The following is a 16523-nucleotide window of genomic DNA, read 5'->3' as shown; positions in this document are numbered from 1 at the left end:
TTCCCATGATGTGGAACAGCCATGGTTGACAGAAATGACGCACGGCTGAAGCTATGCACGGGCGCTTCACGGTTCGGCGCAATGTTTATCGACAAAGGCCGGGAAACAGGTCATACCAGTTTCTGACAAGGCTGTCGCTCGCGCGGCGACAAGCTGGCGAGGTGAGGAAACAGTCGTGACCGACATTCAGCAAGAGCCGGAAAATGGCTTGCTAGGACGAGTCCAGTCATTAGTGCGAGCGTTCGGCATCCTCGATGAGCTTGCCAAGAGCGACAGCATGACGTTGAGCGATCTGGCGCGCGCCGTCGGATTGCCCCGGTCCACCACCCACCGCCTGCTGACCACTATGGAAGCGTTGCGCTATGTCGCGTTCGACCGGCGGAAAAATGGCTGGTCGATCGGCGTGCAGGCTTTCACGGTGGGTGCGGTATTCGCCCAAACGCGCGACCTGGGCCAGTTGGGCCGCTCCATCATGCAGTCACTGATGTCGCAGGTGCAGCATTGCGTGAACATCGCCGTGCCGGAAGGTGCTGGCGTCTGCTATGTCGGGCAGGTCGCGACCAACGGTTTTCGCCAGACGGCTGCGCGTCCCGGCGCGGTCCTGCCGCTGCACACCACGGCTTCCGGCAAGGTGTTGATGGCGCAATGGCCCCGATCGGAACTGGACCGATATCTGGACAATGCGCCGCTAACGGCCCGCACCGCGCGCAGCATTATCGACGGCGACTATTTGAGGGGCGAACTGGCCACAATCCTCAGCCGGGGATATGCGCTGGATGATGAAGAGCACAGCAACGGGCTGCGGTGCGTTGCGGCTGTTGTCAGCGATCGTTACGGCCTGCCCAAGGGGTCGCTGTCCATTTCTGACCGTTCGTCGCAGCTGACCCGTGCCCGGCTGGAAGAATTGGGACCGACGCTGGTCAGCGCGGCCCAGCGGATGAGCATGGAAATCGCGACACAGCATTTTTGATCAGGCTGGCGTCCGAGCAAGCGAGCGCAAGCGCACCCTTCCTTTCCATTTCGAACCAGTTGTGCCGGATCGGTGAACAGTAAATCCGTGGCGGTCGCACTGGCGAGTGCACGATAGTGGGCGAAAGGCACCAGCGTAACGGCGCGGGTGGTAGGAGAGAGGTGAATAATGGGGCTTAACGGCCGAGAGAGGCGCGCTGCGGCGGGCCTGCTGGCGATTGCCAGCGTCATGACGGTGGGTGCGTCGGCACCGCAACCCCAGTCTTTTTCCTTCGCACTGACGAACATCTATATTGCGGCTTATGAAGATGAAAAGGCATGTCCCGCCTTGTCGCTGAGTTCAGCCGACATTTTCCTGGAAAGCCTGCCGCCCGCGGAACGCGCCCAATATGCACCGGACGACAAGGTGCAGGACCTGCACAAGCTGATGGGTCAGCGGCTGGGATTCAAGATGGTGCCGACCGGCCACAAATCCGGCGAGAATGGAAGCATGGCGCAGGTGTCCGAAGCGGAAAAGGACGCATTGCGGCAGAAGCATAATATCCCGGCGGGCAAGGGCACATTGTCCTTTCTGGGCACGCGCTTTGCCTATGACAGTTGCACTAACCCGGAAGATTTCCCTTTTCTGGCGAAGGGGAATGAGGATTATCGCGGCCTCATCGCCTATGGCATCGATCTGGACGGTCGGGTCAGCAAGGATGACTATGTCAGCCCGGACAAAGTGCCTGGCGTCGATAACCAGTTGATCCGGGCGGTGGGGTGCACATTTTCCACCCGCGACTTCGGCACGCCGAGGGTCGCAGATGACGTCATCACGTCGCTATCGTCGCCAACTCTGGTGGAAGTGACGGGCGTCGACGACCCCGCGAACGACGACGATGTGACGGTGCGTTTTTATGCCAGCGCCAGCCCGCTGGAACTGTCGGGCGCAGGCAAGCCGCTGGCGTGGGCCAGCCTGGATGTCGACCCGGACCGGCGTTTCATGGCGGAAACGAAAGGACGCATCCGTAATGGCGAGCTGGTGACAGACCCATTCGACCTGCGCATGCGGTTGCGTGAACAGATTATCGACAGCTATCGTGAGGTGAGGCAGGCGCGCATCCAGGCAAAGATCAAGCCGGGCGAAGCGATTGAGGGTGGCATTTACGGCTATCATACGCTGGCGAGCATCGAGGAAAATTATCATCAATCGACGCAGGTCGGGTCCAACCTGACGCGCATGTCCTGCCCCGCACTCGTCAAGGCAGTGCGCCGCTATGCAGACGCTTTTCCCGACCCCAAGACCCGGCGGAATAGCGCCATTTCGTCGGCGCTGCGGTTTCGCGGCGTGCCCGTTTTCCTGATCAAAAAGGGTCAGCAGGTAGCTCAAGGAGCGCAGCAGTGACCAGGACAGGGCTATCCGCACGCGTGCTGCGCGCAGTATCTGCAGCGACCGCGCTCTGTTCGGTCGGCGCGATCATGCTGGCCGCCAGTGCCGGGCAGGCCGACGCGCCGTCGCAGCAGGCGCAACTGTCCCAGCAACTGGTTCCCAAGTTCCGGCGTCTGACCGAAGCGCAATATCGCGCGACAATCGCCGATATATTCGGACCGGATATCAAGGTCAGCGGCCGGTTCGAACCGGACCTGAGGGTGGGCGGGCTGCTTGCTGCCGGGACCAGCGCGGTGTCGCTGACGCCAGCGGGCGCCGAGCAATATGAGCAGATTGCGCGCGGCATCGCCGAACAGGTGGTGGATGCGGGCCACCGCGACCGGCTGGTCGGATGCGGGCCAACATCGTCCGACCCGCAAGGCGCTGCCTGTGCGGAGGCGTTTTTCAAACGGGTGGGCCTTCGCATTTACAGGCGGCCACTGACGGAGGTGGAGACAAAACTGGCGGTGGCCCAGACGCTGGCGGCAGCGGCGACGTTGAAGGATTTTCACGCCGGATTGGCCATCATGCTGACGACGATGCTGTCGGACCTGCCATTCCTGTTTCAGGTCGACCGGGAGGTTGCTGACCCGGCCGCGCCCGGCAGGCGAACCATCGATGCCTGGTCGCGGGCCAGCAAGCTGAGCTATTTCCTGTGGAATAGCACGCCCGATGAACAATTGTTGCAGGCGGCTGGCGATGGCAGCCTGATGACCGACGCTGGACTTGCCCGGCAGGTCGACCGGCTGATGGCGTCGCCCCGGTTCGAAACCGGCGTGCGGTCATTCTTCGACGATTTCCTGCAGCTGGAAGGGATGATGTCGCTGTCCAAGGACGGGCTGATCTATCCCGCTTTCCGGTCGTCCGCCGGCCCCGCCGCGCGTGAACAGACACTGCGCACCATCACCACCCTGCTGGTGGCGGAGGATGGCGATTATCGCGATCTTTTCACCACGCGTCGGGTTGCGATGAATCGCCAGTTGAGTCCGCTCTACCGGATGCCATTTGGCCCGCGTGACTGGTCCATGGTGACTTTGCCCGACGATGACCCACGGGTCGGGTTGCTGACGCAGATCAGTTTCCTGGCGCTCCATTCGCATGAGGGACGGTCGTCGCCTACCCTGCGCGGAAAGGCTCTGCGCGAAGTGTTGATGTGCGAACATGTCCCGACGCCGCCAGCCAATGTGAACTTCACCATTGTGCAGGACACGTCCAATCCCGCGTTCCGCACGACGCGCGAGCGGTTGAAGGCGCATCTGGACGATGAAGAATGCGCCAGCTGCCACAAGCTGACCGATCCCATGGGGCTGACGCTCGACAGCTTTGACGGGGCGGGCCAATTTCGCGCCATGGAAAATGGCGTGCCCATCGACACGTCCGGCATGTTGGACAATGTCGCGTTCAACGATAGCGCCGGGCTGGGCAAGGCCTTGCGTGACAATCCCAAGGTGACCCAGTGCCTGGTCCAGTCGGCCTGGCGCTACGCGGCGGGCCGGTCGATGCTGCCTTCCGAAGAAATGCTGACCCACCGTTTGGATAGCGATTTCGCCCGCGCGGGCTATCGCATCCGGTCGTTGTTCCGGCACATCGCCATCGATCCGCAGTTTTTCGCCGTCCGGTCGCCAGCCGTGCGTACGATAGCGGGCCAGCCATCTTCAGGCCAGTCGTCTTCAGGCCAGTCATCTTCAGGAAGGAAAGGCTGATGAGACATTTTGACAGGCGCGGTTTTTTGTTGCGCGGAATGCAGGGCGGGGCCGCGGTCGCCGTCGGGCTTCCCTTCCTGGATTATTTCCTGAACGATAGTGGGACGGCCTTTGCCGCGACCCATGGCGGGGGCCGCCTGCCGGTGCGGTTCGGGACATGGTTCTGGGGCTGCGGGATGATACCTGATCGCTGGAACCCGAAAAATGCCGGGACCGGATATGACCTGCCGCCTGAACTGGCGCCCATCAAGGCTGTGCAAGACCAGGTGTCCATCCTTTCCGGGTTCAATGTGCTGCTGGGGGCCAAGAGCAACCAGCCGCATGTATCGGGCAATGTGGGCCTGCGCACCGGCACGCCGAGCGATAGTTGGCAGCAGCTTGCTGGGCCGACTTTCGATGTCGCCATTGCCGATGCAATCGGCGCGGGCACATTGTTCCGCAGCCTTGAACTCAGCGCTGACGGCAATGCGCGCACCAGCTTTTCCTATCGTAGTGGGACGGAGATGAACCCCAGCGTCGCGTCGCCGATGGAGCTTTACCGCCGTGTGTTCGGCGCGGATTTTCGCGATCCCAACGCTGCCGAATTCACGCCCGATCCCAAGGTGATGGCCCGCCGCAGCGTATTGTCCGCGGTGACCGACGAACGGCGCAGATTGCTGGGCAAGCTGGGCGCGGAGGACAAGGCGCGGATGGACAGCTATTTCACCGCGATCCGCGAGGTGGAAAACAAGCTGGCGTTGCAACTGGAAAAGCCGCCGCGTGCCGAAGCCTGCATCGTTCCCGCGCAACCGGCTGACCTTCCCGCCAGCACCGATGTTTCCGCCCGTCAGAAATCGCATCAGTTGATGTCGCAATTGCTGGCCATGGCGTTGGCCTGCAATCAGACCAAGGTGTTCAACATGGTCTTTTCAACCGCCACCGCGGACCTGCGTCAGGCGGGATCGCCTACCGGCTATCATCAGGCGACGCATGAAGAACAGGTGGACCGCACCAAGGGGTATCAGCCCACCGTCGATGATTTTTCCACGCAAAGCATGCAGGGATGGGCCGACTTCGTCGCGGCGATGGCTTCGATCAAGGAAGGGGACGGCACCTTGCTCGACAACATGCTGGTCGTCGCCCATTCCGAAGTCAGCTATGCCAAGAACCATGATGTAAACGGCATCCCGGTAATGCTGGCCGGGCGTGCGGGAGGCAAGGTGAAGACCGGCATCCATGTCGCAAGTCAGGGTGACCCGATTTCGCGCGTCGGCCTGACGATGCAGCAGTTGATGGGCGTCCCCGTCGACACATGGGGCACAGAGGCGATGCAGACGTCGCGGCCCCTGTCGGAAATCATGGCGTGAAGGGGGCGGCGGGCTGATCGCACTATCAGCATTCCATAAAGGACATCACCCGTCAGTGGATCGCTGGACCAGGCTGCGTCGGAATTCCGTGGGCGCCATTCCGGTCCATCCGCGAAAGGCACGGCGCAGGGCGTCGGAATCACACAGGTCGAGCCGCTCGGCAATTTCCTCGATCGACATGGATGTGGTGGTCAGCATGTCGATGGCCAATTCGTGGCGCAGTTCGTCGCGGATCAGCCGGAACGATGTGCCTGCCTTGTGCAGCCTGCGCCGCAATGTCATGGGGCCGATGGCCAGATGTCGCGACAATTCTTCCAGCGAAGGCAATTTTTGCCGTTCGCGCAGCGTCAGCGCAAGATAATGCCGGGACCGGCGGACGATTTCCAACGGGTCCTGGCCCGCCCGCAATCCGAACAGGAAATTGAGCGTGGGCAATGCTTCGCAATCCGACATGGTGCGGATCACAGGCTGGTCCAGCAGCGTTCCGGCAAAGGTCATCTCCGGCTGGCCCGCGCCCAGCGCCAGGTCGAAAGGCAGTAGTTCATCGTCCAGGTAACAGCGTGCGGATTCGGGAAAGTCCAGCGCCACCGCACCGTCCAGCGATTTGCCGATCAACCAGCTGAATATGGCATGGAACATCAGTTGCCCGTGCAGGGTGACAATGAAGTCCATTTCTTCATCGCCGCTGCGTGCGCCAGTATAGATAAGGCTGGCCCGGCCCGCCGAACGCTTTAGCGATACCGAACCCATGCGGCCATCGATTGCCGTCAGCAGTTCTTCCATCCGCACGATCGCTTCGCGCAGGGTGCGGCTGCCGACCAGGCAATAGAAGAGCAGTCGCCAGTCCCCGCCCCGGAACGGCAATCGCCCGGAAGCGCGAGCCTGCAGGTCGGAAACCGCAACGCTGGCCTGCGATGAAAGCCGTTGCAGGGTCGTCATGTCGAGCGAGGGGAGGGTGTCGACCAGGAACTGGTCGAGCGGCTGGTCGAATCCGTTCGCGCGCAGGATGTTGCCGGCATTGCCGCCCCGTCGCGCGATCAACGACAACAGGCGTTCAACGATGCGATGGCCCGGTTGGGCGATGCCGTCGCGAAGCATGCCGCGCCGGTCGTCCTCTCCTCCTGCCGATAGGGTCGCCGACGCGGGCGCGCGGATCTGGTCCATCATCCTCTCTTCTTAAGCTTCAAATGAAAGCATCACCGACGATGAGTCAATGACGCCATTGATCATGAATGTTCCACATTATGGGATGATTTCGCGATGTATTTGTTTGCCGTCGCGAGAATGATCAAAGTGAAGATGGATCGGCGCGGCAAGATCGCTGAGTATCATCATCTGCGATCTTCCTGCCCGATCGATCCATTATAGTAGATTCAAAAATTGGGGGTAGGGGATGCACGGACGTAGTTCCACAAGGTTGGTCGGCCTGTTGATGACGGGTGCGGCCATATGCGCGACGGGTATCGCCAGCGCGCAAACAACGACGACTGACGAGTCGTCAGCTTCGACTGCCGACATCATCGTGACGGCGGGCAAACGCGAAGAAAGGCTGAAAGACGTTCCCATGGCGGTGGATGTCGCCACCGGTGAGCAGATCGAAAAGTTCAACCTGTTCGATTTCAAGGATGTGCCCGCGCTCGCGCCGGGGCTTCAGATTGCCAATACATCAGGGCGCGTCAGCGTTGCCACATTACGCGGCATATCGTTCAACCCGGACATCGGCGGTCCAGCCGCCGTTGCCGTCTATTATAACGAAGTCCCGGTCGATATTCAGACGGTCACCACGGCGATCTATGACATTGGGCAGGTCGAAGTCCTGCGCGGACCCCAGGGAACTTTGCGCGGACGCACCGCCCCGGCGGGAGCGATCACGCTGACGACGCGGCGAGCGGACCTGGGCAAAGCCGATGGATATTTACAGGCGACCGTCAGCAACAAACATGCCCGTAACTTTCAGATCGCCGCGTCCACGCCCCTGATCGAGGACAAGCTGGCCATTCGGATCGCAGCGGTGCTGGACCGCAACCGGGCCAACCACGTCTACAACATCAATCGTGACGAATGGTCCTATCAGGAAACCGAAAGTATTCGCGCGACATTATCCTTCGCGCCGACCGAACGCTTGCGCGGCAACATCATGTATCAATATCTGGAAAGCGACCTTCTCCAGAACCGGGCGGTGATGGGGACGGGCAACCAGCCAAGCCTGTTTTCACCATTTGTAAGCGGCCCCGCGATCAGCGCATCCGAGAGGCTGGCCGTCCACGAAGGATCGTCATTCTATACAAATAAAACCCATCTGGTTACGGCTGACGCATCTTTCGACCTTGGCAGCCACCTGATTTCGGTGCTGGGCGGCTATCAGGACACGTCGCTGCATTCGCGTACCGATCAGGATGTGGGCAATGCCGTACAGGGTTATGACCAGGTGCTGACCGTGCCCGACCCAACGAAAGTCTATACGGCAGAAGCGCGAATTGACTCAGCATTCGACGGGCTGTTCAACTATACTCTGGGCGTTTTCTATAATCAGACAAAGGCAGGTGGATTGTCGTCCATTCGCGTCGACAGCTTCTTCGCCAACCGGGTGCCCAACACCCCGTTCCCGGCGAGCATGTTCGCACTTCCGCTACTGGCGGAGGTCGATATCATGAACAAGACCAGTGACCTGGCCTTTTTTGGACAAGCCCGCCTGAAATTGTCCGACAAATTGAGGGTCGAGCTGGGCGCGCGCTATACCCGCGTCGTGGCGACCGCGCAGAGCTTTCTAGAAGTGACGACGACCGGTGGCGTCGGATTGCCCGTACCGGCCGGCGTCGTTGTCCCGCGCGCCGCGACCGTCGACCCGGAATTTGTGCGGCAGGTCAATCATCCTCTGACGGGCACCGCCAGCGTCAGTTATGACTGGACGCCCGACATCACCACCTATGCAACCTATGGGCGTTCCTATCGCCGCGGGTCGGCACAGTTGGGGGTCAATTCCCCGCTGGATTCGGATCTGCTGGTGCTGGAACCTGAACGGTCCGATGCAATTGAAATCGGGTTGAAGGCGCAGATGTTCGATCGCCGGGTGTCGTTGAACCTTGCGGCCTTCTATCAGAAATTCGACGGGTTCGTCGGTCTGGTGACAGCACCGACGGCATCGGCAAGGGATGGGGTGATAGACGGGTCGGCTTCGTCGATCAGCTTTAACGGAGACGCGATTTCAAAGGGCGTCGAAATGCAGTTCGACGCTCGGCCAGTCGATGCGTGGGATATTTCGATCAACGCATCCTATGCGGATTCGCATTATGACAACGCCATCATTCCGTGCCGCGATTCCAATGGCGACGGCGTTGCAGATACGGCGGGCCAGCCAGCGGTGCCCATTGGGCAACAGGTCGCATTTTGCCGGACGAACGACAGGCTGGCCAACATTCCCCGGTTCGCGTTAAGCGCGAACAGCGAACTGCGCTTTTCGGCGGGGTCGGTGGAGCCATTCATCCGCGGCCTGCTGACTTATCGACCGGGATTCTACGCTCAGGCGGCTGATTATCGTTACAAGGCGATCACCAACGTCAACCTGTTTGCAGGTGTTCGATCGCCTGACGCGGGATGGGAGTTGACGGCTTTCGTCAAGAATCTGTTCAATTCGACCCAGATCACCAATGCGACCACCGCGGAACTGCAAATCGCAACCCGGTATTTGACGCCCGGCCCGGCTGGCAGTCCTGCGCCTTTCCGTTCGGGCTATACGCCGGTTTCCGTCAATCCGCCGCGTGAATTTGGCGTAACGATGAACTATCGGTTCTAAGGGGGAGGCGTGGCGCCTGGAGATATCCGGGCGCCACGCCTGATAGTTAGGAACTGGCCAGGATCGGCTTTACCGCTTGCTGGAGATCGCGCGGACCTTACGACGTCGGTTACAGCTAGGAATTGCAGTTCCTGACCGAAGAAATCATCAACGGCACCAAAGACGATCCGATACCGCGCAAAGACCGGCGCAGGTCGCCCGGCAATTACTGGCTATGATCCAGGGGTAGCGCCGGAATGGAAGTGGCCGGACCCCAGGGACCCGGCCAGCCATTTTAAAGCATGCTGAGCGATATTTTCAGCCTTATTTCGCGGCCTTCAGCTTTGCGAGGTCGGCATCGATATCCGCCAGTTGCTTGTCGGTGAGGTCATCGGGCGCATATTGCTGAACGGCCTTCAGCGTCATGGCGCGTGCCATGTCGATCTGGTCGCTTCCCGACAGGGCTGGCACATGCTTGTCCAGAACAGCCTTTGCTGCGGGATCGTCCAGCAGCGTGCCGATTTCGGTCGACTCTGTCGAGTAGGTCGCAGCTTGAGCAAATGCAGGCATTGGCGCCATGGCGAACATTGCCGCTGCGATCATCAATTTCTTCATGTTCGTTCCTCTTCTCCGCGGCCAGTGGCCTGATCCCATATCAGTCGGTTCACAATGCAACGCAACTGTTCACTTATTCCTGAATAGCGGTCCATGGCTTGCTCTCCGCTGAACGAACGGGCGACGCTTTGCCACGACGCGCGTCCTTGGGAAAAAGTAGATCAAAAGGCGCACCATATATACCTGCCACCATGTGGTTTTGGGGTCGGGCCAGCCAAACGGTCAGTGTTGCCTTTCGGTCACAGGTTTCGACTTTTTGTAGGCGTAAATATGCGCCTGCGACCGAATGAGGGCCATTTAGACGACTGGCAGGCCCTTCGGCGGAGGCGTACGGCCCTGCCCGTATCTTCAAACCAAGGTCATTATCATTATAAACCAATTAGTTACCACATGGCCATGTCGCTGGCTGCTCCACAGATTGAGGGATTTTTCCATCAGGTTTGTCTCGCTTGACAATCCGGCCGATAATATACACTCAAGTGCGATAAGAATTTACATAGGGGAGATGATATGAAGGGGAATTTCCACCGAAATGCTGCGCTGTTGCTGGCTACCGCCGGCACATTTGCGCTGTCCAGCGGCGCTTGGGCGCAGGACACCGCGGCTGCGGCAGCGAATGTCAGCAGTGGGGCGAACCAGCCCGCGAGTGAAATCATCGTTACTGCAAGTCGGCGTGCGCAGTTGTTGCAAGATGTTCCAATGAGCATCAACGTCGCAACCGGCGAGCAGATTGAGCGACTCAAAATCCTTGACATCAAGGACGTTCAGCAGCTTGCTCCAGGTCTTGAACTGACCAATAACGGTCGTGCGAATTCGGCGACATTGCGTGGCGTGACCTTCGATCCCGATCAGGGCACTGGTCCTTCGGTCGATATTTATTACAACGAAGTGCCGGTTGACGCCTCGACGGTATTCACGGCCATCTATGACATTGACCAGGTCGAAGTCCTGCGCGGGCCACAGGGCGCGCTGCGTGGACGTACGGCTCCTTCGGGCGCCATCACCATCCGTACGCGCCGTCCCAATCTCAATGAGATTGAAGGCTATATCCAGGGCACCGCGACTGATGACGCCGCTTATAACGTTCAGGGTGGCGTGTCCCTTCCGATCGTTCAGGACAAGATCGCGATCCGCGCGTCGATGCTGGTGGACGGCAATCGTCTGAATCAGGTGCGTAACACGACCCGTGGCGATCGGTCGCGCAGCCGGACGCAGAGCGCCCGTTTGTCGGTGGCCCTGCAGCCCACCGAGGGCTTCGACATCAACGTCATGTATCAGTATCTGAATTCTGACAACGTCAATCACACGCAAATTTTCGGCCCCGGGAATGCCGCTATCGGCAACCCGGCCATTGGGCTGGATGACCGCCTGAACCTGTCCGAAGGGCGCCGCCGCCTCATCAACAACAGTCACCTGGTAACGGTGGATGCGAAATATGACCTGGGCCCGGTTACGCTGGCCTTTGTCGGCGGCCATCAGGAAACGACGCTGACCCAATATGGCGATGGCGATCCTGGCAACGCCATCCCGAATTACACTCCGACGCAGATCGTGCGCACGCCATATAATGTGGATACGGCTGAACTGCGCATAATTTCCAATAATGAAGGCTTTTTCAACTGGTCGGCCGGTGTGTTTCACACGACCCAGACGGGCAATGTTGTTGTCGACCAGCCTCTAGATTTCCTGTTTGGCGTACCCGGTTTGCCAGCACCCTTCGTGACTCCGGTCGCAGGCACGATCGTTATACCGACACAGGCGAAGACTTGGGCGTTTGCAGGTAGCGTGCGGCTTAAGCCCACCGAGCAGCTGACGTTTGAAGCGGCAGGCCGTTATACGATGAATGACGGAAGGCAGCTGGCTACGATCACCATTCCTGGTGTCGGTAGCTTCCCGATCGTGGATTTCAGTTCGAAGGAGCGCCCGTTCACTGGCTCCGCTACCTTGACCTACGAGTTCAGCCCTGACTTGACGGCCTATGCGGCCTATGGCAGGTCGTATCGAGGTGCAACCGCAGGCGTTGGCACCCCGCAAAACATCAGCGAAGACCTGGTGATCAGTAAGCCAGAACGGTCAAACAGCTATGAAATCGGTTTCAAGTCTGCGTTCCTTGACCGTAGAATTTCGCTCGATGTTTCGGCATTTTATCAAGAGTTCGATAACTTTATCTCGCGCTTTACCGGCATCGCTACTGATCAGGGTACGGAAGTATTCCCCGGCTTCTATGCCGGTCCGCCTGATGGCGCTTTCGATGATACGTCCGATTACAATTATAACGGCGATGCCACGGTCAAGGGTATAGAAGCGACGATTGCGGGCCGTCCGACCGACAACTGGGATTTTTCGGTCAGCATGGCCTATGTCAAGGCGCGGTATAAGAACGCCTTGCTGCCCTGCACTACGCTGGACCCGGTCACGGGCCAACCGGTCATCATTCCGAACCCGGCTTTTGGAGGCGTTAACAATGTCAGCTTCTGCAATCGGAACTCACGCCTTGCGGATGTGCCTGACTTCAGTCTGACAGCCAATTCCGAGATTCGTTTTGGGTCTGGTCCGATGCAGCCCTTCATCCGCGGGCTGATCAATTATCGCCCCAGCGTATATTCTGAACAACAGCAATATCGTTACCCGTCACGTACACTGATTAATCTGTTTGTGGGTCTGCGCGGCGAAGAGGGTAAGTGGGAGCTTTCGGCCTTTGCCCGCAACCTTCTGAACCAAAAGCGGATCACCAATATTAGTGTAGGTAACAGCCAGTTCAGGGCGAGCAACGACCCGACTATAATCTATGACTCCGGCTACCGCACGGTGAACGTCACCAATCCGCGGGAATTCGGGATTTCCGGTTCGTTCCGCTTCTAAAAACCTGCGCCCGCCAGCCGATCTTCGGCTGGCGGGTTCAATGATCCTTGCATCGCGCCGCGAACCTGGTGTTCACGGCGCGATTTTTCTTTGGGACAGCTTCCGTCGACCGCGATGTTTCGGGGGTGAGTGTGGCTGCGTCCCGTCCGTCAGTCGCGACCGGAGGACTCGGCTTAACTTGTCGATCTCATGTTAGCGCAGATTATCGGCCGGGGGAGCGCGGCAAAGGTGATGGCTGGGACAGAGCAACTGAAGTCAGCTGAAATGGATCTGCCCCAGCCAGAGGATCAACCCGCCGCCGCGCCCCAAACCTGCGCGAAGAAGGGATTGCGCGCGGCTTCCGCTTCATAGGCCGCGGAATCGACCATGGTGGTCGGGCACCAATGGCCGCCCTTCAAATAGAGACGCGGCGTCATCGTAAATCGATGACCCGCTGCGGACTGCCATTCGATCGCCGCATCGGGGCCATCGAAACTGGTCGCCAGACACTGGCCGCCGCGATATTCTGCTGCGGCTTTCAGGTCGTCGATCCGCCAATCCTCTGGCGCGCGGCTTTCGTCATAGCCGTGGTTCAACAGGGTCGGTTCGCGCGACGGCTGAGCGAAGAAGAAATTGTCCCAGTCACGCGGGATTGCCTCCCATGCGGCGCGCGATCCGAAATAGTGCCTGATCTTGTCTTCGTCATTATTGGCGAACCAGTGAAGCGAGCCACCGGGCGCTTCCGCCAGTTTTTGCACCCGCTTGCTGACGGCGCCAGGCAGATATTTCGATACGGCGCGCACGATCCAGGGCGTATGGCGCGGCGCTTCCTGGAAATAGTCGTGGATCGACTGTTCGCGGAACGGCACCAGAGCTTCCAGCCGATCGGAATCGGCATACCATTGGCCGTGAAAGTTGCGGGTCGCGAACCAGTGCGGTTTCAGCGCCTTTTTATAGTTGGGCATCGATTGCGCCATGAATTCATGGTTGACGACGCGCGAAGTCGCACCACCGCCAATATTGTAAAAGCCCCGCCACAGTTCCGCGGGCAGGTGATCGCCGCACATCGCCGCCATCAGCCGCCCGCTATCGTTCGCGGTCGACCATTCAAAGACGCCATTGATGGGGTTGTGGAACATGATGGGATCAAAAATCTTCCACATGTCATAATGAGCCATGCCGCTTTGGCGGAGCGATACCCAGTGCGTGATGCCGCTTTGCGCAACGATGGCTTCGGCCTGAGTCTTGGTCACGGCGTAATGATCATGCACGCTGATCTTGATCGGGTCGCCGGTGCGGCCCCAATGGACGGGCGCGTTTCGGCTTCCGGTTTCAGCGACCGTGCCGATGTAGACCAGGCGGGTGCGCTGAGGGTCCGCAACCGCATGGATCGCGTCGACGATATTGCGGGTGCCGCCCACATTGACCTTCGTCACGACTTCGGGAGGCAGGCGGTCGGCCAGGGGCGACACCAGCGCACCGACATGCAGCACGACGTCCGCGTCCTTCACCCCTTCGCGGATCGCGGCAGCATCGTTCAGGTCGCCCCAGACGATTTCCGCCAACCCCTTCTGGATGATGTCGCGCACGACCGGATGCGATTTTTCTTCAGGACGGATGAGCACTCGTAGCCGCAATGTTTCATTCTGTGCGGCGATGCGTTTCACGGCTTCCCGGCCCATATTGCCGGAGGCGCCCGTCAGGAAAATTATCTTGCGGCTGTCGGTCATTGTCTGTTTCCCCAGTTTCCGACTTATTCGCACGTTATCGTCCATATAACAAGAATGGGCGGTGAAACGGCGCAGGTCGATCGGGCGGCCATGTCCATAGGGCTTGCCAGCAACCCACAGCCAAGTTAGTGCGGTCTCACTAACAAGGGAGAGGCGCGATGCTATCGCCAGAGCCGAGCGCGCGCCTATTAGACGCGCAGCATCGCCAGCCAGAGGGGAGTTCGCGGGTGTCGCCACGCAGCGGAGCGACCCGCGCCAAGCTGATAGCTGTTGCGGAACGGCTGTTCGCGGATCAGGGCGTCCAGGCGGTATCCCTGAATGAGGTGAACAAGGCCGCGCAGCAGCGGCACGGCAGCGCCTGCCAATATCATTTCGGCAACAAGGACGGGTTGATCCAGGCTATTCTGGACAAGCATGTTCCCATCATCGCCAGACAGCGCGACCATTTGTTCGACGAGATGGAGGCGGGCGGGGGCGTGCCAGCGATCGAACATGTGGTTGCCGCGTTCGCCAGGCCGGTGGCCGCCAAACTGCTGGACCCGGATGGGGGCAAGGAGTTTGTTCGCCTCAACGCCCAGCTGGTGGCGGTCCACACGCTCGCACTGCGCCAGGCAGGGTCCGCTTCCTTTTCCGCACCGCTCACCGAACGGCTGAAACACATGCTGTATCAGGCGTTGAAAGGGCGGGGGATACCGGCCCATGTCGCCGATCGCCGCCTCATCATCGCCAGCGTGATGCTGTTTCATGGCCTAGCCGACTATTCCCATGTGCTTGAAGGGTCGGGTGCCCTGGATGACGCCAATATTCGCATGTTCACAGCCGATCTGGAGGCGATGATGGTGGCCGCACTGGTGGCGCCGCTCGACAAACGGGAAAATGACGATGTCCAATGAGATTTCGATCGATGATCTGTTCGCTCCCCAACTGACGCAGGCGCAGTTGGCTGCGCTCGCTTATGGGGATGCTCATCCGGTGTCCCTGACGGAAAGCGCGGTGCTGAACGCTGCCCGTGAACGGACGGGTCTTGCCGATTTCGGCCCGGATGACTTTCGCGAGCGGCTGAACCTGCTGCTCGATGAATGGGACGCGGACGCGGACCTGACTAACCTGTCGCGCGCCAATCTTCATAATTACATGGTTCGCTATGCATCCAACCGGCTGCTGATCCAGGACGCGCTGAACCGGGATCCGTCGATCCATGATGAGGTGATTGACCGGCCGATCATCATCGCGGGGCTGCCACGGTCGGGGACGACCCATCTCGTCAATCTGATCGCCGCTGACCCCCGGCTGCAATCCTTGCCGCTGTGGGAAAGCTATGAGCCGGTGCCACTGCCCGGTGAGCCATTGCTGCCGGGCGGTATCGATCCTCGTTATCAGCGCTGCGCCGACGCGTGGGCAGGCATGCAGGTCACTACGCCTTTGCTCGCCACCATGCACCCGATGAACCCGGACCATATCCATGAGGAACTGGAACTCATGGGACCCGATTTCGCATCCTATAATTTCGAATGGCTATCCTTTGTGCCGGGATGGCGGGACCATTACTACAATACCGACCAGACGCCGCATTACGAGTATCTGAAGACCGTGTTGAAGCTGTTGCAGCGGCGTCACGGGCCTAAGCGGTGGGTGCTTAAATGCCCGCAGCATCTGGAGCAGTTGCCGGTGCTCAAGGCGGTTTTCCCCGACGCTTTCGTCGCCATCACCCATCGCGATCCGGTTGCAGTGATTCAGTCGGCGGTCACGATGCAGGCCTATACCACGCGGATCAACCGCAAGCGGTTCGACGCCACGACGATCTTCACTTACTGGGCCGACCGGATCGAACATCTGCTGCGCGCCTGCATGAACGATCGGCATATGTGGCCCGCGGAACAGAGCGTGGACGTGCCGTTCCACCAGTTCATGGCAGACGACCTCGCCACGGCGGAAAGAATATTGGCCAAGGCCGGATTGCCGATGACGGACCAGTCGCGTCAGGCTGTCGGTGAATATGTCGCCCGCCACCCAAGGGGGAAGGAAGGGCGGATGGCCTATCATCTGGAGCGTGATTTCGGGGTCAATCCCGAAAGGTTGCGCGAACGTTTCGCCTTCTATTTCGATGCGTTCCCGGTGAAGGCGGAAAGCAAGTGAACG

Annotated in this window: 11 protein-coding genes; 8 read left to right on the top strand and 3 right to left on the bottom strand. The window is 59.7% G+C overall.

Translation table 11 applies throughout. The annotated features are described in order from the left end of the window. The first annotated feature begins 175 nt into the window (after nucleotides 1–175). The 4 genes from ACI3KQ_RS09510 to ACI3KQ_RS09495 all read left to right on the top strand — a co-directional run bounded on the left by ACI3KQ_RS09510 (nucleotide 176) and on the right by ACI3KQ_RS09495 (nucleotide 5426). Complete coding sequence (locus ACI3KQ_RS09510) at nucleotides 176–970, top strand: IclR family transcriptional regulator (RefSeq protein WP_404957006.1); 795 nt, start codon at nucleotides 176–178, stop codon at nucleotides 968–970. A gap of 168 nt (nucleotides 971–1138) precedes the next feature. Beyond that, entirely contained in the window at nucleotides 1139–2353 is a 1215-nt protein-coding gene (locus tag ACI3KQ_RS09505; RefSeq protein WP_404957004.1) for a hypothetical protein, read from the top strand. Next, nucleotides 2350–4080, top strand: coding sequence for a DUF1592 domain-containing protein (locus ACI3KQ_RS09500; RefSeq protein ID WP_404957002.1), 1731 nt, complete (start codon nucleotides 2350–2352; stop codon nucleotides 4078–4080). Before ACI3KQ_RS09505 ends, ACI3KQ_RS09500 begins: the two co-directional genes overlap by 4 nt. Beyond that, complete coding sequence (locus ACI3KQ_RS09495) at nucleotides 4080–5426, top strand: DUF1552 domain-containing protein (RefSeq protein ID WP_404957001.1); 1347 nt, start codon at nucleotides 4080–4082, stop codon at nucleotides 5424–5426. The genes ACI3KQ_RS09500 and ACI3KQ_RS09495 overlap by 1 nt, the downstream gene beginning before the upstream one ends. Nucleotides 5427–5471: 45 nt before the next feature. Here the strand turns inward: ACI3KQ_RS09495 and ACI3KQ_RS09490 are convergent, their stop codons facing one another. After that, nucleotides 5472–6593, bottom strand: a complete 1122-nt coding sequence (locus tag ACI3KQ_RS09490; protein ID WP_404956999.1) for a helix-turn-helix domain-containing protein — start codon at nucleotides 6591–6593, stop codon at nucleotides 5472–5474. A 226-nt stretch (nucleotides 6594–6819) separates the two neighbouring features. On the opposite strand from ACI3KQ_RS09490, the gene ACI3KQ_RS09485 reads away from it, so the two are divergent. Continuing rightward, nucleotides 6820–9219: a TonB-dependent receptor gene (locus ACI3KQ_RS09485; protein WP_404956997.1), complete on the top strand. Its 2400-nt coding sequence runs from the start codon at nucleotides 6820–6822 to the stop codon at nucleotides 9217–9219. A gap of 303 nt (nucleotides 9220–9522) precedes the next feature. On the opposite strand, the gene ACI3KQ_RS09480 is transcribed toward ACI3KQ_RS09485, so the two are convergent. Next, entirely contained in the window at nucleotides 9523–9813 is a 291-nt protein-coding gene (locus ACI3KQ_RS09480) for a hypothetical protein (protein ID WP_404956995.1), read from the bottom strand. 510 nt (nucleotides 9814–10323) lie between these two features. Here ACI3KQ_RS09480 and ACI3KQ_RS09475 point away from each other — a divergent pair. Continuing rightward, the gene (locus ACI3KQ_RS09475) at nucleotides 10324–12675 is read left to right on the top strand and encodes a TonB-dependent receptor (protein WP_404956993.1); all 2352 of its coding nucleotides are present in this window, start codon (nucleotides 10324–10326) and stop codon (nucleotides 12673–12675) included. 287 nt (nucleotides 12676–12962) lie between these two features. Here ACI3KQ_RS09475 and ACI3KQ_RS09470 read toward each other — a convergent pair whose 3' ends face one another. After that, nucleotides 12963–14384, bottom strand: coding sequence for an NAD-dependent epimerase/dehydratase family protein (locus ACI3KQ_RS09470; RefSeq protein ID WP_404956991.1), 1422 nt, complete (start codon nucleotides 14382–14384; stop codon nucleotides 12963–12965). 227 nt (nucleotides 14385–14611) lie between these two features. Here ACI3KQ_RS09470 and ACI3KQ_RS09465 point away from each other — a divergent pair, with 227 nt between their 5' ends. Further along, nucleotides 14612–15277 carry a TetR/AcrR family transcriptional regulator gene (locus tag ACI3KQ_RS09465; protein ID WP_404956989.1) on the top strand — a complete coding sequence of 222 codons (666 nt, stop codon included), beginning with the start codon at nucleotides 14612–14614 and terminating at the stop codon, nucleotides 15275–15277. Beyond that, nucleotides 15267–16520 carry a sulfotransferase family protein gene (locus ACI3KQ_RS09460; protein WP_404956987.1) on the top strand — a complete coding sequence of 418 codons (1254 nt, stop codon included), beginning with the start codon at nucleotides 15267–15269 and terminating at the stop codon, nucleotides 16518–16520. Before ACI3KQ_RS09465 ends, ACI3KQ_RS09460 begins: the two co-directional genes overlap by 11 nt. Nucleotides 16521–16523: the final 3 nt, after the last annotated feature.

This window comes from Sphingobium sp. ZW T5_29 (genome assembly GCF_044987515.1).
In the GTDB taxonomy this organism is placed as follows: Bacteria; Pseudomonadota; Alphaproteobacteria; order Sphingomonadales; family Sphingomonadaceae; genus Sphingobium.
The sequence above is the reverse complement of the archived record's forward strand: the minus strand, read 5'-3'. Positions and strand labels throughout refer to the sequence as shown.

Bases quoted from the DNA above. Each gene is read 5' to 3' on its own strand.
- ACI3KQ_RS09505 (WP_404957004.1), top strand. From the start codon at position 1,139: ATGGGGCTTAACGGCCGAGAGAGGCGCGCTGCGGCGGGCCTGCTGGCG.
- ACI3KQ_RS09495 (WP_404957001.1), top strand. From the start codon at position 4,080: ATGAGACATTTTGACAGGCGCGGTTTTTTGTTGCGCGGAATGCAGGGC.
- ACI3KQ_RS09490 (WP_404956999.1), bottom strand. From the start codon at position 6,593: ATGATGGACCAGATCCGCGCGCCCGCGTCGGCGACCCTATCGGCAGGA.
- ACI3KQ_RS09485 (WP_404956997.1), top strand. From the start codon at position 6,820: ATGCACGGACGTAGTTCCACAAGGTTGGTCGGCCTGTTGATGACGGGT.
- ACI3KQ_RS09480 (WP_404956995.1), bottom strand. From the start codon at position 9,813: ATGAAGAAATTGATGATCGCAGCGGCAATGTTCGCCATGGCGCCAATG.
- ACI3KQ_RS09475 (WP_404956993.1), top strand. From the start codon at position 10,324: ATGAAGGGGAATTTCCACCGAAATGCTGCGCTGTTGCTGGCTACCGCC.
- ACI3KQ_RS09470 (WP_404956991.1), bottom strand. From the start codon at position 14,384: ATGACCGACAGCCGCAAGATAATTTTCCTGACGGGCGCCTCCGGCAAT.
- ACI3KQ_RS09460 (WP_404956987.1), top strand. From the start codon at position 15,267: ATGTCCAATGAGATTTCGATCGATGATCTGTTCGCTCCCCAACTGACG.